This window comes from Paraburkholderia lacunae, assembly GCF_003353175.1.
GTDB lineage: Bacteria > Pseudomonadota > Gammaproteobacteria > Burkholderiales > Burkholderiaceae > Paraburkholderia > Paraburkholderia lacunae.
In genome coordinates, this window is record NZ_QHKS01000023.1 from 80,201 (window position 1) to 102,000 (window position 21,800).

At 64.5% G+C, this 21,800-nt stretch carries 14 protein-coding genes; 7 read left to right on the plus strand and 7 right to left on the minus strand.

Annotated elements, in window-relative coordinates; translation table 11 throughout:
* Positions 1–166: 166 nt before the first annotated feature.
* Together DLM46_RS28710 and DLM46_RS28715 are read right to left on the minus strand one after the other, a co-directional pair.
* Positions 167–1,045 carry a segregation and condensation protein A gene (locus DLM46_RS28710; RefSeq protein ID WP_115106062.1) on the minus strand — a complete coding sequence of 293 codons (879 nt, stop codon included), beginning with the start codon at positions 1,043–1,045 and terminating at the stop codon, positions 167–169.
* 4 nt (positions 1,046–1,049) lie between these two features.
* Complete coding sequence (locus tag DLM46_RS28715; protein ID WP_115106065.1) at positions 1,050–1,235, minus strand: DUF3460 family protein; 186 nt, start codon at positions 1,233–1,235, stop codon at positions 1,050–1,052.
* Positions 1,236–1,642: 407 nt separating this feature from the next.
* On the opposite strand from DLM46_RS28715, the gene DLM46_RS28720 reads away from it, so the two are divergent.
* A complete protein-coding gene (locus DLM46_RS28720) occupies positions 1,643–3,541 on the plus strand; it encodes an autotransporter assembly complex protein TamA (RefSeq protein ID WP_425274023.1) in 1,899 nt (632 codons plus the stop codon).
* Between the two features lie 28 nt (positions 3,542–3,569).
* Positions 3,570–7,760: a translocation/assembly module TamB domain-containing protein gene (locus tag DLM46_RS28725; RefSeq protein WP_115106067.1), complete on the plus strand. Its 4,191-nt coding sequence runs from the start codon at positions 3,570–3,572 to the stop codon at positions 7,758–7,760.
* A gap of 1 nt (position 7,761) precedes the next feature.
* Here DLM46_RS28725 and metG read toward each other — a convergent pair whose 3' ends face one another.
* A complete protein-coding gene (gene metG, locus DLM46_RS28730) occupies positions 7,762–9,897 on the minus strand; it encodes a methionine--tRNA ligase (protein WP_115106069.1) in 2,136 nt (711 codons plus the stop codon).
* Positions 9,898–10,268: 371 nt separating this feature from the next.
* Entirely contained in the window at positions 10,269–10,922 is a 654-nt protein-coding gene (locus DLM46_RS28735) for a YiaD family glycine zipper/OmpA-like lipoprotein (protein ID WP_115106134.1), read from the minus strand.
* A gap of 360 nt (positions 10,923–11,282) precedes the next feature.
* Here DLM46_RS28735 and apbC point away from each other — a divergent pair, with 360 nt between their 5' ends.
* The 5 genes from apbC (at position 11,283) to DLM46_RS28760 (ending at position 17,074) form a co-directional block, all read left to right on the plus strand.
* Positions 11,283–12,371 carry an iron-sulfur cluster carrier protein ApbC gene (gene apbC / locus DLM46_RS28740; RefSeq protein WP_115106136.1) on the plus strand — a complete coding sequence of 363 codons (1,089 nt, stop codon included), beginning with the start codon at positions 11,283–11,285 and terminating at the stop codon, positions 12,369–12,371.
* Between the two features lie 120 nt (positions 12,372–12,491).
* Positions 12,492–13,025 (plus strand): superoxide dismutase family protein, encoded by a 534-nt coding sequence (locus DLM46_RS28745; protein ID WP_115106138.1) that lies wholly within the window; start codon positions 12,492–12,494, stop codon positions 13,023–13,025.
* A gap of 337 nt (positions 13,026–13,362) precedes the next feature.
* Complete coding sequence (dcd, locus tag DLM46_RS28750) at positions 13,363–13,932, plus strand: dCTP deaminase (RefSeq protein ID WP_013338490.1); 570 nt, start codon at positions 13,363–13,365, stop codon at positions 13,930–13,932.
* An 86-nt stretch (positions 13,933–14,018) separates the two neighbouring features.
* Positions 14,019–16,304 carry an arginine/lysine/ornithine decarboxylase gene (locus tag DLM46_RS28755; RefSeq protein ID WP_115106140.1) on the plus strand — a complete coding sequence of 762 codons (2,286 nt, stop codon included), beginning with the start codon at positions 14,019–14,021 and terminating at the stop codon, positions 16,302–16,304.
* A 2-nt stretch (positions 16,305–16,306) separates the two neighbouring features.
* Entirely contained in the window at positions 16,307–17,074 is a 768-nt protein-coding gene (locus tag DLM46_RS28760) for a lysozyme inhibitor LprI family protein (RefSeq protein WP_115106211.1), read from the plus strand.
* A gap of 21 nt (positions 17,075–17,095) precedes the next feature.
* Here the strand turns inward: DLM46_RS28760 and DLM46_RS28765 are convergent, their stop codons facing one another.
* The 3 genes from DLM46_RS28765 to zwf form a co-directional block, all read right to left on the minus strand.
* The gene (locus DLM46_RS28765) at positions 17,096–19,012 is read right to left on the minus strand and encodes a bifunctional transcriptional regulator/glucokinase (RefSeq protein WP_115106143.1); all 1,917 of its coding nucleotides are present in this window, start codon (positions 19,010–19,012) and stop codon (positions 17,096–17,098) included.
* The gene (gene pgl, locus DLM46_RS28770) at positions 18,990–19,709 is read right to left on the minus strand and encodes a 6-phosphogluconolactonase (RefSeq protein ID WP_115106145.1); all 720 of its coding nucleotides are present in this window, start codon (positions 19,707–19,709) and stop codon (positions 18,990–18,992) included. Before pgl ends, DLM46_RS28765 begins: the two co-directional genes overlap by 23 nt.
* Positions 19,710–19,888: 179 nt before the next feature.
* A complete protein-coding gene (gene zwf / locus DLM46_RS28775) occupies positions 19,889–21,352 on the minus strand; it encodes a glucose-6-phosphate dehydrogenase (protein ID WP_115106147.1) in 1,464 nt (487 codons plus the stop codon).
* Between the last annotated feature and the right edge of the window lie 448 nt (positions 21,353–21,800).

The following is a 21,800-nucleotide window of genomic DNA, read 5'->3' on the forward strand; positions in this document are numbered from 1 at the left end:
AAAACCTTAGGGTATCGCGTGGGCCGCCGCCTCACTGGTAATGACAGGTTCGGAGCGCGGGATTGTAGTGGATTTGCGGCGGGGGCGCACCGAAACGAGGCATTGGCGGTTGTTCAGGCGCACGCAAGCTGTGCCTCGTGCCCTCTTTGCTGCCGGTTTCGACGCTTCAGGCCGGCAGATAGGCAAGGCGTACATAGATCGGTGCGAACGGCTCGGCCTGGGTGATTTCGACCAGCGATTCGCGGCATAGCTCGAGCATCGCGATGAAATTCACCACCACCACCGGCACGCCTTTGCTCGTGTCGAACAGGTCGGAGAATTCCATGAAACGCGCGTTCTGCAGTTGCCGCAGGATCGTGCTCATGTGCTCGCGCACCGACAGTTCCTCGCGCGAAATCTTATGGTGCTGGACCAGCTTGGCGCGTTTGATCACGTCAGCCCACGCGGCGCGCAGGTCTTCGCTGTTCACGTCGGGAAAGCGCGGCGTGATGCTTTGCTCGATGTACACCTCGGCACGCAGGAAATCGCGGCCAAGCTGCGGCAACTGGTCGATGCGTTGCGCGGCGAGTTTCATCTGCTCGTATTCGAGCAGGCGGCGCACCAGTTCCGCGCGCGGATCCTCGGCTTCGTCGCCGCTATCGGCTTTCTTCACCGGCAGCAGCATGCGCGACTTGATCTCGATCAGCATTGCAGCCATCAGCAGATACTCGGACGCGAGTTCGAGATTGGTCTGGCGCAACTGGTCGACGTAGCCGAGATACTGCACCGTGACATCCGCCATCGGGATGTCGAGCACGTTGAAGTTCTGCTTGCGGATCAGGTACAGCAACAGGTCCAGCGGACCTTCGAAGGTTTCGAGAAACACTTCGAGTGCGTCCGGCGGGATGTACAGGTCCGTCGGCAGCTTGAAGAGCGGCTCGCCGTACAGGCGTGCGAACGCGATGCCGTCGACCGTGTCGGGCGTGGAATCGGTGGCGGGGGCGGCTAGCGCCGCGGCGTCGGCCGGAGCCGGCGCTGCGCCGTGGGCCTCGTCGGCGTGACTCACGCGCTTAGAAGTTTTGATAGTACGAGTAAGGCGTCTGTTCTACGCGCGAGGCTTTCTGTTCGGCGCGTTCTTCGAGGTCGATCGGCTGTTTGTCCCACAGCAGCGAACGGCCGCGGCGCTGCTCAGCTTCCAGATGCGGTTTTTGTTGCTTGAGCTGGTTCAGGAACTGGGTGATGTCCGATTGATACATGGCTCGACGTCCGTGATGGGTGAAATGGCGGTTGCCCGCGCGACCCCTCGCGCGACCCCTGATAGGAATCCGCAAGGCAACCGCGCTTTGAAACCGCGCTTTGACTTCGCGATTTTACCGCAAGCGCCGCGCATGGACGAAAAACGGCGGCAGGCGCGAGCCGCCGGCCGGAGAAAACGCCTGGAACCCGGGCGGCGGCGACGCGTCAAAGGCGGGCGCGCTCCCGGCTCGGGGGCGTGCGCATCACGACGGATGCGCTGCGCAGCGCGGCTCGCGCGCCGTCTGGCCGTCCGGCGAGCGCCGGTTCAAGCGTCGCGCGGCCTCGCCGATGTGGTCAAATAGCGAGCTTCGGACGCCGCGGCGAGCCCGAACCAATGAATTTAATCAACCACGGCCGGAGGTCCTGTTTGGCGGGATGTGCGATCGAAACGCCGCGTGTACGGGGCGCTGAATCCGGTGCGGCCGCTGCTGCCACGACGGCCGCTACGGCCGCTACGGCCGCTACGGCCGCCGCTGCCGGCGGGCTGCGCAGGCGCCTGATGCCGGTTCGGCGCTGGCTGCGCGCGTGGCTGGCGTTCGGCGTCGTCATGCTCACGCTGGCCGCGGCCGAAGCCCACGCCGCGCGCGCCAACGCCAGCTACAAGGTCGATATCGAGGCCTCGCCGCGCTCGCTGCGCAAGCTGCTCGAAACGCATCTGGACATTGCGCGCTTCGCCAAACGCGCCGACATCAGCGACGACCAGTTCGAGTTCCTGATCGCCGCGACGCCCCAGCAGGTGCGCGATCTGACCGCCACGCAAGGCTATTTCACGACGGTCGTGCGCACGGACGTGCGGACCGTCGACGGCAAGAAGCGCGTCACGGTGAGCGTCGATCCGGGCCCGCAAACCACCATTGAGTCGATTTCGCTGTCGTTTCGCGGTCCGGTGCTGACCGAAGACCCGGCGCAAGAAAATGCCGCGCGCTTTGCGTTTTCGCTGCACGAAGGCGATCCGTTTTCGCAAGGCGACTGGGACAATGCGAAGAACGCGTCGCTCAAGGCGTTGCAGGCGCGCCGTTATCTGGGCGCGAAGATTTACCACTCCGAGGCGCGGATCGACCCGCGCACGCACGAATCCAGGCTGTCCGTCACTTATGACAGCGGGCCGACCTTCACGATGGGCAAGCTCGACGTGTCCGGCACGCGGCGCTATCCGGAGCAGATCGTCGATAACGTGAATCCGATTTCGGTCGGCGATATCTACGATGTGCAACGCGTTACCGAATTGCAGCGCCAATTGCAGAACACGCCGTATTACGCGAGCGTCGCCATCGACGTGGACAACGATCCGGCCAAACCGGCCGAGACGCCGCTGCACGTGAAGGTGTCCGAATATCCGTACAACAGCATCCGCGGCGGGGTCGGCTACTCGACCGACAACGGTCCGTTGATCCAGGGCGCGTATTCGTATCTCGATACCTTCGGCAAGGCCTGGCCGTTCACGATCGACGGCCGGATCGACCAGGTTCAGCAGTACGGGCAAATCCAGCTGGCGATGCCGCCGGGGCCGCGTGCCTGGACCAATAGCGTGCTGGCGTCCTACACCACGACCAACGTTTCCGACACGCGCATTTACAGTGTCCGTGCGGGTGTGCAGCAGGCCCGCACATCGCAATTCATCGACTACAACTACGCGATCCTGCTCTACCAGGACCGGCTCGACCAGAACGCGATTGCGCCGATCACCAGCCGCGCGCTGGTGCCGTCGTGGTCGTGGACCCGCCGCCATACCGACGACCCGTTGTTCCCGCGTTCGGGCAACCTGATTCACGTGGAAGCGGGCTTCGCGGTCAAGGGCGTGCTGACCGACCAGACGTTCATTCGCGGCTACGCCCGCGGCCAGCAGTACCTGCCGATCGGCAAGGAAGACCTCGTGCTGTTTCGCGCCGAGCTCGGCGGCGTGTTCACGAGCGGCAGTTCGAGCGGCATCCCGGCTTCGCTGCTGTTCCGCGCGGGCGGCTCGAATTCGATCCGCGGCTACAGCTATCAGAGCATCGGTAATAACGTCGCCGGCTCGGTGCTGCCGACCAAATATCTGGCCACCGCGGCGGCCGAGTATCAGCACTGGTTCAGTCACGATTGGGGCGCGGCGGCATTCTTCGACGTCGGCACCGCCACCGACACCTGGGGCGAGAAAACCTTTTATCCTGGCGTCGGCGTGGGGGCGCGCTGGCGCAGTCCGGTCGGGCCGGTCAACGTCGATATTGCCTACGGGATTCGCAAGAGGAGCGTGCGGCCCTATCTGACGCTCGGCATCGCCTTCTGATGGACACCTGCATTCACATGATCCACGCATGACCACGGACGTATCCGCTCAACCGCCCGCAGAGCCGCCCGGCGATCGCCCAGCGGAGCAGCCGCCTTCCGCGCCGCGCCCCAAGCGCCGGCCCGGCCGTTTGCTGCTGAAAACGCTCGCGTGGACGGTCGCGGTGTTGGTGCTGCTGGTCGTGGTGGCGATCGGTCTGCTGTACGGCGCGCTGACCACCGAGCGCGGCACCGGCTATGCGTGGCAGGCGGCCGTCAAGCTGCTCGGCGGCAGGCTCACAGGCACGCTGGAAGGCGGCGCGCTCGCGCACGGCGTGCAACTGCGTCAGGTGCGCTGGCGCAGCCTCGACGGCAGCGGTACCGATATCCAGATCGACCGCGCGGCCGGCCGTTGGGACCTCACGCGCGCGCCCTGGCGCTTCGCCATCGACTATCTGCATGTCGGCACGATCGACGCGCGGGTGGGTTCGTCGGCGACCAGCGGCGGACCGCTGACGCTGCCGCACGACTTGCGCTTGCCGCTGCAACTCGACATCCGCGACGTGCAGGTCGACAAGCTGCTTCTGCGGCAGGGGGCATCGACCATCGAGTTTTCGCGCTTCGTCTTTCATGGCCGCAGCGACGGGCGCCATCACGAGGCCGCCATCGACCGGCTCGACACGCCGTTCGGCGCGGTGACCGCGGCGGCGAAGCTCGACGGCGTGCGGCCGTTTCCGCTGAGCGGCGATCTGGGCTATTCGGGCAAGGTCAACGACGAACCGGTGCAGGTCGGCGGGCATCTCACCGGCTCGCTTGAAACCTTGACTGCCGAGCTGGATGCGAGCGGCATGAAGCTTTCCGGTCACGCGCAGGTCGAGGCGACGCCGTTTGCGGAGGTGCCGCTGCAACGCGCGACGCTGACTTTCGATCACGTCAACCCGCAGGCATTCGCACCGGGCGCGCCGCTGGCCGATCTGGCGGTGCGGGCGGAGTTGCACCCGGTAGCGCCGGGCGAGGCGGGGCCGGCGGCGTTGGGCGCGGCCGCGGCCGGCGCTGTGAACGGGCAGGCGCATGCCGGATCGAACGCGGCGAGTTCTGTCAGCGCTTCCGGCGCGGTGAGCTCGGCCAGTTCTCCCAACGCCGCCAGCGTGCCGCAAGCCGCGATGGTCAAGAAAGGCCCAGGCGGCGCCGGCACCGAGGCGTCGCAGAAAGCCGCTGCGGGTTTCGCGGTCGCCGGCCACGTTTCGATTGTCAACGCGAAACCCGGCGCGATCGACCAGAACCTGCTGCCCCTGATCGACGCCCGCGCCGACGTGCGGCTCAACGCGCAGGCGCAGCGCATTGCCAATCTGAACGTGCGGCTCGTGAAGAGCGCCACGCTCACCGGCGGCGGCGCGCTGGCCGGCAAGCGCGGCCAGTTCGATCTGCAAGTCGCCGGGCTCGATCTGAACGCGCTCGAAGCGAGCGTGCGGCCGACACAGCTTGCCGGTTCCATCGGTATCCGTCTGAATGACGACATACAGAGCCTCACGCTCGATCTCGCCGACGCGAAAGCGGCGTTGCGCGCCCAGGGCAAGGTGACGTTCGATCCCGCGCGGATGAGCTTCAACGATGTGCGCGTCACGTCGGGCATGGGCCGCATCGACCTGTCCGGTGCGCTCAAGCACGACGCGAATTCCACCTACAACCTGAAAGCGCAACTGACCGATTTCGATCCGTTGACGCTGACTTCGCAGACGCCGCCTAAGCGTGGCGCGCGGCCCGCCCGCAAGATCGAGGCGCGCGTGAACGGCACGCTGACGGCGGCCGGCGTGCTCGGCCCGAGCTTCACGACCAAGGCCGAATTCAAGCTTGGCCCAAGCGTCTACGACGGCCTGCCGCTGACGGGCGGCGGCATCGTCCAGCTGGCCGGTTCGCGGATTCTGCCGAGCCGCGCGAATCTGTCGGTGGCGGGCAACCAGGTCGATCTGCAAGGCAGCTTCGGTGCGCGCGGCGACCGGCTGCGTTTTCGCGTCGATGCGCCGCAACTGGAGCGCCTTGGCTTCGGCCTCGCGGGGCTCGTCGCAGCGGATGGCGACGTCACCGGCTCGTTCGCGCACCCTAACGTTGTATTGAACTACAAGGCCGACAGCGTCGCGTTCGGCAGCAACCGGATCGGCCATGCGGAGGGCCACGCCGAACTGCGCGACGGCGCGAACGGCGCGCTCGTCTTTACCACCGACGCACGCAATCTGAGCGCGGGCGGCGTCGATCTGACCACGCTCACCGCCCGTCTGTCCGGCACACGCGCGAACCACACGCTCGAGGCGGCGGCGACCGGCAAGCTGCAGGACCGTCCGCTCGATCTGACGCTCGCCGCCAACGGCAAGCTGACCGAAGCGCGCGACGGTACACGCTGGGACGGCACGGTGAGCCGCCTGCAGAATCGCGGCACGCCGGCGCTCAATCTCGAGTCGCCGCTCGCCGTCAGCGCCGGGCCGAATCGCGTCACGTTGGGTGCGACTCGCCTCATGCTCGAAGGCGCGGTGCTGAACCTCAAATCGTTCGCGCTCGACCACGGCAAGATCCAGTCGGCGGGCAGCTTGACCGACATTTCGCTGGCACGCCTGCAGGATTTGCGGCGTGAGATCACCGGCACGCCGCCGGCCGTCAAAACCGATCTGGTGTTCGACGCCGACTGGGACTTCGCGCTTGGCACTACCGCGAGCGGCCATATCCAGTTGAAGCGCCGCGGCGGCGACGTCACGGTGGAAATCGGCCGCGGCCTAGCGTCGCTGGGCATTACGGATATCACGGCGCGCGCCGAATTCAGCGGCGGCAACCGGCTCAACGCCACCGTGCGTGCGCAGGCCAGCCGGATCGGCGTGATCGACGCCGATGCGCACACCATGCTCGTGATGCGCGACGGCTTTCTCACGCTCAACGAAGAGGGCGCGCTGAACGGCAACGTGAACGCGAACGTGCCGTCGCTGAAAACGACCGGCGGCCTGTTCGGCCCGAGCTATCTGCTCGACGGCCACCTGGCGCTCAAGCTCGCGCTCGGCGGCACGCTCGCCAAGCCGAATCTATCCGGCTCGCTGCTCGGCGACGGACTGTCGGCGACGATGGTCGACCAGGGCGTGCAACTGAAAGACGGGGTGGTGCGCATCGCGCTGTCGGAAAACCTGGTGGACTTCCAGCAGGTCGAATTTCACGGCGCGAGCGGCACCTTGCGTGCCACCGGCCGGGTGCGCCTGGATGGCGCGCAGCCGGATCTGACCGCCAGCATCGTGGCCGACAAGCTGGAACTGTTCGCCGCGCCCGACCGCAACCTGTCGCTGTCGGGCAGCGCGAGCGTTGCGAGCGCGGGGCCGCAGGGCGGCATGGCGATCAACGGCAAGTTCGTGGTCGATCGCGCATTGTTCGACATGCCGGAGCAGTCCGCACCGAAGCTCGGCGACGACGTGGTGGTGGTGCGTCCGGACGGCACGGTGGCGGGCGAGCGGCCGGTTCCGGTGGACGGCACCAACAAGCCGATCGGCCCGTTCGCGCCGCGCGCGAACATCGACATCAGCCTCGGCAACAACTTCCGTTTCCGCGGGCAAGGCGCCGACCTCGGCCTGACCGGCACGATCACGGCGATGAGCGCGCCGAACCTGCCGCTGCGCGCCGTCGGCAATGTGCGCGTGACGCCGGGATCGACCTACACCGCATTCGGCCGCAAGCTCGGCATCGAGAACGGCTTCTTCACGTTCAACGGACCGGTGGCCAATCCCGGCATCAACATCCTTGCGATGCGCCGCAATCAGCAGGTCGAGGCGGGCGTTCAGGTGACGGGCACGATCCAGGCGCCGGTCGCGAAGCTGGTGTCGGAGCCGAACGTGGCGGACAACGAAAAGCTCTCGTGGCTGCTGTTCGGTCACGGCACGGACCAGGGCAACAACCTCGGTCAGCAAAGCACCATGACGACGGCGCTCGCGTTGCTCGGCAGCGCGAGCGGCAAGCGGATCGCGCAGACCTTCGGGCTCGATGAGTTTTCGATCGGCCGAAGCGACGTGGGGCTAACCGATCCGCAGGTGGTGATGGTGTCGAAAGCCATCAACGAGTGGCTCGTGATCGGCTACGAGCAGGGGCTGCAGTCGGCGAGCAATGCGATCAAGGCGACGGTCAATCTGACGCGGTACTGGTCGGTCGCGGCCTATGGCGGCACGTTCGACGGCATCGAACTGCTTTACACGCGCCGCTTCGACCGGTTCAGGTGATTTACTTCACGCGCATACCCGGCTTCGCGCCACTGTCCGGTTCGAGCACGTACAGGCCCGGTTCGGCTTTTTCGTCAGTGGCCGATGCCGCCAGCACCATCCCCTCGGACAGGCCGAACTTCATCTTGCGCGGCGCAAGATTCGCGACCATCACCGTCAGCTTGCCGACCAGCTGCTCCGGCTGATACGCGGACTTGATGCCCGAGAACACGTTGCGCGTTTTTTCTTCGCCGACGTCGAGCGTCAGTTGCAGCAGCTTGTCCGACCCCTCGACGGCCTTGCAGTCGACGATCTTCGCGACGCGCAGATCGATCTTGGCGAAGTCGTCGATCGAGATGACGCCGGGCGTTTCATCCTTCTCGGCGACGGCTGTCGCGTTGGCCTTCGATTGGGTCCTGGCGCCAGCCGGCGCGGCGGCGTCCGGCGCGGCCTGCAGCGAATCGCGATTGGCCGCCAGCAGCGCTTCGATCTGTTTCGGATCGACACGCGTCATCAAGTGCTTGTACGCGTTGATCGGACGCGCCGAACTCAGCGGCAGATTCGCGTCGGCCCACACCAGCGGTTCGATGCCGAGGAAGGCTTCGACCGCTTCGGCCAGCTTCGGCAACACTGGCTTCAACGCCAGCGACAGCAGGCGGAATGCCTCGACGCTCACGCTGCAGGTTTCATGCAGCGCAACCGCGTTCGCCGGGTCTTTTGCCTGATCCCACGGTTTGGCGGTGTCGACGTAGGCGTTGACCGAGTCGGCCAGTTCCATGGTGTGGCGCAGCGCGCGGTTGTACTCGCGCACTTCGTAGTTCGCGGCGATCTGCGGCACGGCGGCGCGCAGCGTGGCGAGCAACGGATGCTGCATGGCGCTGTCCTGCACGCGGCCATCGAAACGCTTGATCAGGAAACCCGCTGCACGACTCGCGATGTTCACGTACTTGCCGACCAGATCGCTGTTCACGCGCGCCTGGAAGTCGTCGAGGTTCAGGTCGAGGTCTTCCATCGTGCTGTTCAGCTTGGCCGCGAAGTAGTAGCGCAGCCATTCCGGATTCAGGCCGGTGTCGATCACGCTTTGCGCCGTGATGAAGGTGCCGCGCGATTTCGACATCTTCGCGCCGTCAACCGTCAGGAAGCCGTGCGCGAACACGTTGGTCGGTGTGCGGTGGCCCGAAAACTCGAGCATGGCCGGCCAGAACAGCGTGTGAAAATACAGAATGTCTTTGCCGATGAAGTGGTACTGCTCGGCCTTCGAGCCCTTGCGAACCCAGGCGTCGAAATCGAGGCCGCGCTTGTCGGCGAGATTCCTGAAGCTCGCGTAGTAACCGACCGGCGCATCCAGCCACACATAGAAATACTTGCCCGGCGCACCCGGAATTTCGAAGCCGAAATACGGCGCGTCGCGCGAGATGTCCCAGTCGGCGAGCCTGGCTTCGCCTGCGTCGCCGAGCCACTCGCGCATCTTGTTGGTGGCTTCCGGCTGCGCCAGACCGCCCACCCACTCGCGCAGGAAATTCTCGCAGCGCGGATCGGACAAGCGGAAGAAGTAGTGCGTCGAGGTCTTGCGAATCGGCGTGGCGCCCGAGACGACCGAATACGGATTGATCAGATCGGTCGGCTGGTAAGTCGATCCGCATACTTCACAGCTGTCGCCGTACTGGTCTTTCGCGCCGCACTTCGGGCATTCGCCCTTGATGAAGCGATCCGGCAGGAACATTTCCTTGACCGGGTCATACGCCTGTTCGATGTCGCGTGCTTCGATCAGGCCGGCTTCCTTCAGCGCGAGATAGACCGATTCGCTCAGGACGCGGTTTTCCTCAGAATCGGTCGAGTAGTAATTGTCGAACGAAATCCCGAAGCTGTCGAAATCGCGCTTGTGCTCTTGCCAGACGCGCTCGATCAGCTGCTTGGGCGTAATGCCTTCCTTTTCCGCGCGCAGCATGATCGGCGTGCCGTGCGTGTCGTCGGCACCCACGTAATAGACCTCGTGACCGTGCATTCGCAACGTCCGGACCCAGATGTCCGTCTGGATATATTCGACCAGGTGGCCGATATGGATTTGCCCGTTCGCATACGGAAGGGCCGACGTGACGAGAACTTGGCGACGGCCCGACGGCGCGCCTGCGGAGAGATCGGTTGCGGGTGCTGACATAAGGATGGTGGGAGCCTGCGGTGGGACGAAAGGTTGATTCTAGCAGGGCAGGCGACCAGCGCGGGACGGGCCGGCTGGGCCCGGGCCGCGCTGCTGCCGGGGGGGATGGCGCAGAAGCGGTACAAACCGCGCGCCCAAAAAAAACCGGGGCTGCTAACCCCGGAGCAACAACGACAAGAGGAGAATGGTGCCGCGGCGGCATAGCCAGCCACGTACCGTAAAGAGAGACAACGGATTTCCGGCGGAGTTCGAAATTTTTTTCGACCTCGTGCAAAAACCCGTTCGCCAGGCTCACACGGCGCTCCGGACACCGGCCGATTCAGGTCAATGGGGCCCGGCGCCCGGCTAATCCATCCCCTCGAGCCTTGTCCTTATTGCGTCGTGTGCTGTGCCGTGGCACGCAGATAGATTTCCACACGACGGTTTGCCGCACGGCCGGCTTCGGTGTTGTTGTCGGCGATCGGCTGGTTCTGGCCCATGCCTTGTGCCGACAGGCGTTGCGGCGAGATGCCGTGCTGCCCCAGGTAGCCCGTCACGCTTTCAGCGCGGTTGACCGACAGCGTCTGGTTGTAAGCCGGCTGGCCGGTGCTGTCCGTGTGGCCGACCACTTGGGCGATCAGTTCCGGATTCTGGGTCATGGTCTGCGTCAGCTGATCCAGCACCGGCGCGAATGACGGCTTGACCGCGTAGCTATTGGTGTCGAAGGTGACCGAGCTCGGGATGTTCAGCTTGAGCGAACCGTCCGGCTGTTCGGTGATCTGCGTGCCGGTGCCCTTGGTGGCGCCCGACAGCTTGTTATGGATCGCCTGCCAGTTGTAGCCGGTGATGCCGCCTACCGCAGCGCCGACGCCCGCGCCGATCGCCGCGCCCTTGCCACCGCCGAAGATCGCGCCAAGCGCCGCGCCGGTGCCGGCCCCCACGCCCGTACCGACGGCCGTGTTGGTGCCTTGTTGGGTCGCGCAGCCAGCCAGCAACGAACCGGCCACGGCGAACACGGCCAGGCGAGTCATGATTTTTGCGTTCATTTTGATTCCTCTCTTGAGTGAAGCGAGTAAAGCAGCAATTGGGCAGCGATTGACGGCAACGTTAAGCGGCGAAAGTTGCGCTGGTTAACGACCGGCGGCAACCCGTGCGACAACCGCAAAATTCTGGGCCCTTTTCACTCCCGGTCCGACAGCGAAGAAGGGTCTTCCGGCAAGGCTTGGCGCCAACCACTACAATGATGACAGAAGTACGCAGCGATGCGACCCCATGGCGTTCCGCCTGCCCGAAGGGTGCCCGGCATACCTGGTTTTCGCAATCCTGTCTAACAATTTCTTTCAAATTCCGGCGTGTGGCCGAGACTTCGATTCCACCGCGCCGCGAGCGTTCCCCACGGAGTGTCAATGAGTATCGATCGGGCTTTGGTCGACGCTGCCCTTGCGGCCGTCGCTGACCCCAATACCGGCCGACCGTACGCGGCCGCCAAGAACATCAGGAATGTGGTTGTGGAGGCAGACACGGTGAGCGTCGACGTGGTACTCGGCTATCCGGCCGCGCGCCAGTTCGAAGCCATCCGCACACAGTTCGACGACGCGCTGCGAGCCGTGCCCGGCGTAGCCAACGCGCGTGTCCAGGTGTCCCAGCAAGTCGCCGCGCATACCGTGCAACGCGGCGTGAAGCTATTGCCGAACGTCAAGAATATCGTTGCGGTGGCGTCGGGCAAGGGCGGGGTCGGCAAGAGCACGACCGCCGTGAACCTGGCGCTGGCGTTGGCGAGCGAAGGCGCGTCGGTCGGCGTGCTGGATGCCGACATCTACGGTCCGTCGTTGCCGATGATGCTCGGCATCGTGGGCCGTCCCGAGTCTCCTGACGAAAAGTCGATGAACCCGATGACCGGCCACGGCCTGCAGGCCAACTCGATCGGCTTTCTGATCGAGCAGGACAACCCGATGGTGTGGCGCGGCCCGATGGCCACTTCCGCGCTCGAGCAACTGCTGCGGCAGACCAACTGGCAAGATCTCGACTACCTGATCGTCGACATGCCGCCGGGCACCGGCGACATTCAGCTGACCTTGTCGCAACGCGTGCCGGTGACGGGCGCCGTGATCGTCACCACGCCGCAAGACATCGCGCTGCTCGACGCCAAGAAGGGTCTCAAGATGTTCGAGAAGGTCGGCATTCCGATCCTCGGTATCGTCGAGAACATGGGTATGCATATCTGCTCGAATTGCGGTCACGAAGAGCACATCTTCGGCGCCGGCGGCGGCGAGCGGATGGCGAAGGAATATGGCGTCGAGGTGCTCGGCAGCCTGCCGCTCGATATCGCGATTCGCGAGCAGGCCGATTCGGGCCGGCCGAGCGTCGTGGCCGAGCCGGACGGGCGTATCGCGGAGATCTACCGGTCGATCGCGCGCAAGGTCGCGGTCCATATTGCCGAGCGGGCGCGCGACATGACTTCGAAGTTTCCCAACATCGTCGTGCAGAACACCTGAGCAGCGATTCGGGCAAGGGCGCAAGGCGCCGATTTGGGCCTGCTCTCGCGGTATCATGTCGACTTCACAAGTTCGGCCCGGCGGCCGCAGGGGCGGCCGCCGGGCCGGCAAGAGGATCGCATGGGAAAACGAATCGACGGACAGGCGGTGCATGCGTTCATCGTACTGGCTGCCAGCAGTGTGCTGTTATGCGGCTGCAGTGCCTTCCTGAGGCCACAGGAAAAGCGCGCCGACGCGCAGTTGCTGCCCACCGTGGGCAATCAGGCGCGCGGGCTCGTGACGTTCATCGAGCGCTCGGACGGCGTGCAGGTTACCTACAACCTCACTGGCTTGCCACCCAATAGCGACCATGCGTTGCAAGTGCACGAACGCGGCGACTGCAATGCCGCAGACGGCTCCAGCGCCGGCCAGGTGTTTTCGCCGGCAGCCGAGCGTCTGAAGGCGGGTGCGCGGGTCGAGGGCGATCTCGGCAACATTCATGCGGACGCGAACGGCGTGGCCACGGGTTTCATCGTCGCGCCGGATGTGTCGCTCGACGGTATCCGCTCGGTGTTGCAACGCGCGGTGCTGCTGCATCACGACGCTACCGATCCGTATGCCTATCCGCAGCATGGCGCGGGCCCGGCGCTCGCCTGCGGCTCGATTCGCCAGTGAAGGCGAGGCGCGCCGCGTGTGCCATCCGCCTCCACCTGGCCGCTAGCTGCGGCGCTTGCGAGAGGTGCGTGCAGGTGTCGCAGACCGCTCTCACACCCTACCCGCAGCAGCGTTGTCACGATCGCGTAAAATAAGCGCCTTTCGTCGGGGGCGCCTAGCTGGGGACGCCTGGCCCGGCAGGGCTGGTCGGCATGTACACAGTCCCCCCCCGTGGCGCCCGTCAAGGCGGTGCGCCGCCCAGGGCGCTCCCCGACGTTTAGCCGAGTCCGTTGCCCGGTCCCGATACCGGGTTGTTACCTGTCACACATCTGTCATTCACGTCGAGCAGCGTTCACCTATGACCATCAAATCCGACAAGTGGATCCGGCGCATGGCCGAGTCGCACAAGATGATCGAGCCGTTCGTGCCCGATCAGATCCGCGTCTCCGAAGACGGCCGGAAGATCGTCAGCTACGGCACCTCGAGCTACGGCTACGACATTCGCTGCGCCGACGAATTCAAGATCTTCACCAACATCAACTCGACCATCGTCGATCCGAAGAACTTCGACGAGAAGTCGTTTGTCGATTTCAAGGGCGACGTCTGCATCATCCCGCCGAATTCGTTCGCGCTGGCCCGCACGGTCGAGTATTTCCGCATTCCACGCAGCGTCCTGACCGTGTGTCTGGGCAAATCCACGTATGCGCGTTGCGGAATCATCGTCAACGTGACGCCGTTCGAACCGGAATGGGAAGGGCACGTTACGCTCGAATTCTCAAATACGACACCTTTGCCTGCGAAAATCTACGCGAACGAAGGCGTCGCGCAGGTGCTGTTTTTCGAAAGCGACGAGATTTGTGAGACGTCGTACGCGGATCGCGGCGGCAAATATCAAGGTCAGCACGGCGTCACGTTGCCTAAAACGTGACGTCGGCAGCGCACTGACCCACCAGCTATTCGGGTGACCGCTGCACTTTACAAAGCGCAGCGGTCGTTCTTTTTGGAGAATCGCCCATGAAGTTTCGTTTTCCCGTCGTCATCATCGACGAAGATTTCCGCTCCGAGAACATCTCGGGTTCCGGCATCCGGGCCTTGGCCGAAGCAATCGAGAAAGAAGGCGCGGAAGTGCTCGGGTTGACGAGCTATGGCGATCTGACTTCGTTCGCGCAGCAATCGAGCCGCGCGTCGTGCTTCATCCTGTCGATCGACGACGACGAACTGCTGCCGTACGTCGATAACGTCGTGGTGGAAGGCGAAACGCCGGAACTGGCCGCCGCTATCGTCGCGCTGCGCGCGTTCGTGACCGAAGTACGCCGCCGCAACGCGGATATTCCGATCTTCCTGTACGGCGAAACGCGCACCTCGCGCCACCTGCCGAACGACATCCTGCGCGAACTGCACGGCTTCATTCACATGTTCGAGGACACGCCGGAGTTCGTCGCGCGCCATATCATCCGCGAGACCAAGGTGTATCTGGATTCGCTCGCGCCGCCATTCTTCAAGGAACTGGTGCAGTACGCGGACGAGGGCTCGTACTCATGGCACTGCCCGGGGCACTCGGGCGGCGTCGCGTTCCTGAAGAGTCCGCTCGGCCAGATGTTCCATCAGTTCTTCGGCGAGAACATGCTGCGCGCCGATGTCTGCAACGCCGTCGACGAACTCGGCCAGCTGCTCGATCACACGGGGCCGGTCGCCGCGTCCGAGCGCAACGCCGCGCGCATCTTCAGTGCCGATCACGTGTTCTTCGTCACCAACGGCACGTCGACCTCGAACAAGATCGTCTGGCACGGCACGGTTGCGCCGGGCGACATCGTGCTGGTGGACCGCAACTGCCACAAGTCGATCCTGCACGCGATCACGATGACCGGCGCGATTCCGGTGTTCCTCACGCCGACGCGCAACAACTTCGGCATCATCGGCCCGATTCCGCGCAGCGAATTCGAGCCGGAAAACATCCGCAAGAAGATCGAGGCGAATCCGTTCGCGCGCGAGGCGCTGGCGAAGAACCCGAATCTGAAGCCGCGCATTCTGACGATCACGCAGAGCACCTACGACGGCGTGATCTACAACGTCGAGATGATCAAGGACATGCTCGGCGATCTGCTCGACACGCTGCACTTCGACGAAGCGTGGCTGCCGCACGCCGAGTTCCACGAGTTCTACCAGGACATGCACGCGATCGGCGCGGGCCGCCCGCGCATCGGCGCGATGGTGTTCGCCACGCACTCCACGCACAAGCTGCTGGCCGGCATTTCGCAGGCGTCACAGATCGTCGTGCAGGACTCGAAGAACAGCCGCTTCGACAAGCACCGCTTCAACGAAGCGTATCTGATGCACACGTCGACGAGCCCGCAGTACGCGATCATCGCGTCGTGCGACGTGGCCGCGGCGATGATGGAAGCGCCGGGCGGCACCGCTTTGGTCGAAGAGTCGATTGCCGAAGCGCTCGACTTCCGCCGCGCGATGAGCAAGGTCGACGCCGAATACGGCGACGACTGGTTCTTCAAGGTGTGGGGTCCCGACCAGTTCGCCGAAGAAGGCATCGGTTCACGCGAAGACTGGATGCTGCGCCCGAACGATGCGTGGCACGGTTTCGGCCCGCTCGCCGAAGGCTTCAACATGCTCGACCCGATCAAGGCGACCATCGTCACCCCGGGTCTGGATATGGACGGCGGTTTCGGCGAGTCGGGCATTCCGGCCGCGATCGTCACGAAGTATCTGGCCGAGCACGGCATCATCGTCGAGAAGACCGGCTTGTACTCGTTCTTCATCATGTTCACGATCGGCATCACCAAGGGCCGCTGGAACTCGATGGTCACCGAGCTGCAGCAGTTCAAGGACGACTACGACAATAACCTGCCGCTGTGGCGCGTGCTGCCCGAGTTCGTCTCGCATCATCCGACGTACGAGCGTGTCGGCCTGCGGGATCTGTGCGAGCAGATCCACAGCGTCTATCGCGCGAACGACATTGCGCGTTTGACGACCGAGATGTACCTGTCGAGCATGGAACCGGCGATGAAGCCGTCCGACGCGTTCGCCAAGCTCGCCCATCGCGAGATCGACCGGGTACCGATCGACGAACTCGAAGGCCGCGTGACGTCGATTCTGTTGACGCCGTATCCGCCGGGCATTCCGCTCCTGATTCCGGGCGAGCGCTTCAACCGGACCATCGTCAACTATCTGCGTTTTGCGCGCGAATTCAACGAGCGTTTCCCGGGGTTCCACACGGACATCCACGGGCTTGTCGGCGAAACGATCAACGGGCGCATCGAATACTTCGTCGATTGCGTGCGCGCCTGACGATGCGGATAGTGAAGGCCCTGCCAGGTGCCGACCGCTGGCGGCGCGCGCGCTGTGCGCTGGCGTTGACGTCGGCGGCGGTGTTGGGCGCTGCGTTTGGCGCGGTGCCCGGCGCGGTGCTCGGTTTAGCGCCCTCGGCGGCGCATGCCGAAGTCGCCGCTGCCGATCCGATCGACGCGGCGATGCGCACGTGTCTTGCGCGCAGCGACATGTCGTCGACGGCGGGGCAGGTGCAGTGCATGGACAACGCGCGGATCGGCTGGAAGTCCGCGTTGGACAATGCGTGGCAGCAGCTTCAGCCGAAGTTGCCGCCTGCGCAGCGCAAGCAGTGGGAAAAGAGCCAGGCGAGCTGGCAGGCTTCGCGCGACGCCGAGAAGCAGTTGCTGGCCGACGTGTTCGCGACGACGCACGGCACGATGTATGTGCTCGCCGAAGCCGATATGCAGTTGCAACCGGTGCGCGACCGGGCGCTGGCGCTGCGCAGCGCTGCGGCGAGGATCAGCGCCGGCGGCGATCCGCCGCGCCGTCCGCGCGCCTGTACCGCGGATGCGCATTGCGAACACGCGATGTTCGATCTGAACCGTTACTACCGCCGCCTGCAAGCGAAGATGCCGGCGCGCGCGCGGCCGACCCTGGTGCGCGCGCAGAACGCGTGGACGGCGTATCTCAATGCCGCCACGCCGCTGGTCGACGAGCGTGGCCGCATCGACATCATTGGCGCGCGGGTTGCGACGCTCAAGCGTTTGTCGGAGACGGTCGGCAACGATTAGGGGCGGGTCAAACCCCTCACCTCAATCCCGTGCGGAAGAAGCCGCCCCATGGCTTAACCAGTCCAGCACAGCCGAAGCATCGTCATCGGCCCCCTGGCGCGCCTTGGCGACTGTTTCAGCCACGTCCGCGCTAGGTACGGCGCGCCGGATCGCCACGCCAACGGCAAGAATATCGATCATGACGAGATGCAAAATCCGCGAAATCATCGACAACTGCGACTCGCGAATCTCGATGTGATCGGTCTCCAACGCGACGGTGGCCCGCTTGGCCAGAGGCGTATTGCTGGACGTAATGGCAATGACTTTGGCTCCAGCCTGCATGGCGACATCCAGAACGCGCAGCAGCTCAGGCGCACGTCCCGACTTCGACACAGCCACAATCACGTCGCCTTTGCCGAGCAGAGCAGCGGACGCCGCCTGCATATACAGGTCGCCATAGGCAATGGTCGGAATGCCGAACCGGAAAAACTTGTAGTGCGCATCCTGCGCGACGATGTTCGAATTGCCGAGCCCATAGAACTCGATGCGCCGCGCGCCGTTCAGCAGATCGATCGCGCGCTCGACATGCTCGAAATTCAGATGCTCACGCAACTGCAAAATCGCCGACACAGTGTTGTCCAGCACCTTCGCGCCGAAGTCCGTCGCGGTATCGCCCAGGTGCACCTGGCTATGACTGACCGGAATCGTGCCGGTCAAACCCGTCGCCAGCTTCAGCTTGAAATCCGATAACCCCTGGCAGCCCAGCGAGCGGCAAAAGCGGATCACCGTCGGCTGACTCACGTCGGCCTTGCGCGCGATATCGACAATCGGATCGTTGATGATCGAGCGCGGATGATTCAACGCGAGTTCGGCCACGCGGCGCTCGGCCGGCGTCAACGCATCGCGCATCTGGCGAATCCGTTCGAACACGGCCGACGAGCTGCCGCCCGCGCGGTTCGACAGCTGCTCCGCGAGAATCGCGGAGACGCCGAGAAATGCCGGGTACTCGGCGGTAATCACGTAGGTCGGCACGTTCTGCAGATACGCCTCGAAGCGGCCCTTCGCTTCAAAGCGCTTGCGGAACGACGAACGTGCGAAGAATTCGCCGAGCCGCGGCACCACGCCGCCGCCGATGTAGATCCCGCCCAGCGCGCCGAGCGTCACCGCGATATTGCCGGCGAAGGTGCCGAGAATCCCGCAGAACACATCGACCGATTCCGCCGCTAGCGGTTCGCCCGCCAGCGCGCGCTTGACGATCTCTCCCGTGTCGACGTTCGCGGCCACGCGCTTCTTGTCGCGGCCCGCCAGCGCACGGTAGATCACTTCGATGCCGGGGCCCGCGGCCACGCGTTCGAACGACACGTGCGACCACTTCTTGCGCGCGTAGTGCAGCACGATGTCTTCGCGCTCGTCGGCCGGTGCGAACGTGGCGTGGCCGCCTTCACTGCCGAGCGCGATCCAGCGGTCGTCGGCGGGAATCAGGCCGGAGACGCCCATGCCGGTGCCCGGGCCGAGCAAACCGATCACGCTGTTCGGACGGCGCGCGCCGCTGCCTACCTGCACGCGTTGCGTGTCGGTGAGTCCCGGCAGCGCCATCGCCAGCGCCGTAAAGTCGTTCACGACCAGCAGCGTGTCGAAGCCGAGCGCGCGGCGCGTCGCTTCGATCGAAAAGCTCCAGTCGTGGTTCGTCATGCTCACCTGATCGCCGTCGACCGGGTTCGCAATCGCAATCGCCGCATGATTCACGCGGCCGATCTTCGTATCCTTCAGGTACTTCTTGATGACTTCGGCGACGCCCGGATAGTCCTTGCACGGATAGACCTGCACGGACGTGATCTCGCCCGGGCCCGTCTCGAGCGCGAAACGCGCATTGGTGCCGCCGATGTCGGCCAGTAGCCTTGGTCCATCGGCGTGCTGGCCCGCGCCCGGAACAGCCTTAGTTTGCACACCAGTAGACATCGAGTCTCACTCCCTTGTCGTTTGCCAACTTCGAGATGGCATTTTTTTGTGGCGCAGCGGCGGCGGCATTCAGCACGTCCAGCTTGCGCGGTCCGGCGATCAGCAGATACAGGTGCTGCACTTCTTTCAATGCGGATAACGACCAGCTCACGCGCGCATGCGGCGCGGCGCCGGGATGCACGGCAACGAAGCGTTCGGTGGTGGCGATCGCGTGATCCCATTCGGGCGCATCCGCGAAAATCGACGCGGTGTGGCCGTCTTCGCCCATGCCGAGAATCGCGACGTCCGGTGCGGCGCTCAAGCGCGGGTCGGCGTTCAGCGCGGCGATGTGCGCATTCAGATCTTGCGCGATGTCGACGAGCGGCCAGAAAGCGGCGTGCTTCGCGGCGTTCTGCAACAGCGTGTCGCGCACGAGTTGCGCATTGCTCGCGCTGTCCGTTTCCGGCACCCAGCGGTCGTCGACCAGCGTCACGGCAATGCGCGCCCAGTCGAAGGGTTGCGTGGACAACGTCTGCAGGAACGGCCGCGGACTGGTGCCGCCGGACACTGCAAGCGTCGCGGGGCGCGCGCTAGCGGGCGTGCCGGTTGCGGCCGCGGCCGCCTGCGCGGCGAGCGACGCATGTAACGCGTCGCCAACCGCCTTCGCCAACGCGTCGGATTGGGCGCGTTGATCGTCGAAAGCGTGAAGCTCGATCACTTCTCCTCCGTGCTGCTTTCTTGTTAGATCTGCGGAATGTGCGGTGCTGCTCCCGCGACGGCGCCTGCAAGGTGGATGACTCGCAGGCGCCCTCGAGATACCGGCGCCATTCCGTTCGTTCGTCGGTAGGTCGTACGGGCGATGCGCCGTGTTCGGTCGACACGGCACGCCGCCGTGCTTCAATTCTCTTCTTCGAGCCAGCAGGTGCCGTGCTGCGCCAGCATCGCGCTCGCAGCCGCCGGTCCCCACGTGCCTGCCGCATACGGTTTGGGCGGCTTGTGCGAGGCCGCCCATTCGTTGAGGATCGGTTCGACCCAGCGCCATGCGGCTTCCTGCTCGTCGCGCCGCACAAACAGCGCGAGGCGCCCGTTGATCACGTCGAGCAACAGACGCTGATACGCTTCCATCTGCCCTTCGCGGAAGAACCGGTCGAAGGCGAGGTCGAGGTGGACGCTGGCGAGATTCATGCCTTCGCCAGGCTGCTTGGCGAGGCAGTAGAGGCGAATAGTTTCGTTCGGCTGCAAGCGGATCACGAGACGATTGGCGCCGGCGCGCAAGGCCGACGCGCCCAGCGCCGAATGCGGCACCGCACGAAAATTCACCACGATCTCGGCGACGCGATCCGCGAGCCGTTTGCCGGTGCGCAGGAAGAACGGCACGCCGGCCCAGCGCCAGTTTTCGATCTCGACTTTCAAGGCAACGAAGGTTTCAGTCGTGCTGTCCGGCTTCACGCCCGGCTCGGTCGCGTAAGCCGGCACCGAGGTGCCGCGGATCACGCCCGCATGGTACTGGCCGCGCACCGCGACCTTGCCGATCTCGTCCGGATCGATCGGCTTCAACGCGCGCAGCACGCGCAGCTTTTCGTCGCGCACCGAATCGGAGTCCATCGAGTGGGGCGGTTCCATCGCGACGATCGAAAGCAGTTGCAGCAAATGGTTCTGCACCATGTCGCGCAAGGCGCCGGTGTTGTCGTAGAAGTCGCCGCGCGCTTCGACGCCGAGTTCTTCGGCGATCGTGATCTGGATGCTTTCGACCCATTCGCGGCGCCACAGCGGTTCGAACAGCGCATTGCCGAAGCGCAGCGCAAGCAGGTTCTGCACCGGTTCTTTACCGAGATAGTGGTCGATCCGGTAGATCTGCTCTTCAGCGAAGATTTCGCCGACCGCGTCGTTGATCGCGTTGGACGACTTCAGGTCGTAGCCGAGCGGCTTTTCGAGCACGATGCGCGCATTCTCGTTCAGCCCCACCGAAGCGAGCGCGTGACAGATCGGCACGAACAGCGACGGACCGGTTGCCAGATAGAACACGCGAATGCCGGGCAAGTCCTTGATGGCGTCGCGCAGCAGCACGAAGTCTTCCGGGTTGCCCAGATCGATCTTCGCGAACTCGATGCGCTGCAAAAAGCTCGCCCACGCGGCCTCATCCACACCGTTCTTCGACACGTGCGGCTTGACGTGCTCATTGACCCATTCGAGGTACCCGGCGCGATCGGACACATGCCGCGCCACCGCGACAATCTTGCCGCTGGCAGCCAGCATGCCGCCCGCACGGTGTGCTTCAAACAGAGCGGGGAGGATCTTGCGCATCGACAGATCGCCGGTTCCGCCGAAGAGAACGAAGGTGAAACTTGAGTCGGTTTGCATGAGTCTCCGTCGATGTCCTGGGGCCGCCGTGGTGACCGGAAAGGGCGACCGTAGTCCGATAAAATATTTTTTGACACTGAATTGTAGTTTAACTACAATCCAAATCAAGAGGTAGCGCTAATTCGATGAAAAAAGCGTGCGCTGTCAGGCAAGAGGCACGTTTTTCCGAATCGGCAGGCGTCCCCTGCATGTTAACGGACATCGCGTGTCGGCACGTGCCAGCATGCCCCGGCGGCCCTTACGGAAAGCCGGACGGCTAAATGGCTGGCAGAGCGGTTCCCAGGCGATTGGCCGGTTAGCGTGCGAGGCACCTCGAGTCTGGCCGCGCGCAACGCGGGCAGGCAAAAATCAAAAGAGGAGACAGTCAGTTGCATCCCGAACCACTCATCTCTTGAGCGTCCAGCGGCCGAACCCCGGTCCGCCGGCCCATGCCTCGCGCATGCGCCCG

Bases quoted from the DNA above. Each gene is read 5' to 3' on its own strand.
- DLM46_RS28715 (WP_115106065.1), bottom strand. From the start codon at position 1,235: ATGTATCAATCGGACATCACCCAGTTCCTGAACCAGCTCAAGCAACAA.
- DLM46_RS28725 (WP_115106067.1), top strand. From the start codon at position 3,570: ATGACCACGGACGTATCCGCTCAACCGCCCGCAGAGCCGCCCGGCGAT.
- metG (WP_115106069.1), bottom strand. From the start codon at position 9,897: ATGTCAGCACCCGCAACCGATCTCTCCGCAGGCGCGCCGTCGGGCCGT.
- DLM46_RS28735 (WP_115106134.1), bottom strand. From the start codon at position 10,922: ATGAACGCAAAAATCATGACTCGCCTGGCCGTGTTCGCCGTGGCCGGT.
- apbC (WP_115106136.1), top strand. From the start codon at position 11,283: ATGAGTATCGATCGGGCTTTGGTCGACGCTGCCCTTGCGGCCGTCGCT.
- DLM46_RS28745 (WP_115106138.1), top strand. From the start codon at position 12,492: ATGGGAAAACGAATCGACGGACAGGCGGTGCATGCGTTCATCGTACTG.
- dcd (WP_013338490.1), top strand. From the start codon at position 13,363: ATGACCATCAAATCCGACAAGTGGATCCGGCGCATGGCCGAGTCGCAC.
- DLM46_RS28755 (WP_115106140.1), top strand. From the start codon at position 14,019: ATGAAGTTTCGTTTTCCCGTCGTCATCATCGACGAAGATTTCCGCTCC.
- DLM46_RS28760 (WP_115106211.1), top strand. From the start codon at position 16,307: ATGCGGATAGTGAAGGCCCTGCCAGGTGCCGACCGCTGGCGGCGCGCG.
- DLM46_RS28765 (WP_115106143.1), bottom strand. From the start codon at position 19,012: ATGTCTACTGGTGTGCAAACTAAGGCTGTTCCGGGCGCGGGCCAGCAC.
- zwf (WP_115106147.1), bottom strand. From the start codon at position 21,352: ATGCAAACCGACTCAAGTTTCACCTTCGTTCTCTTCGGCGGAACCGGC.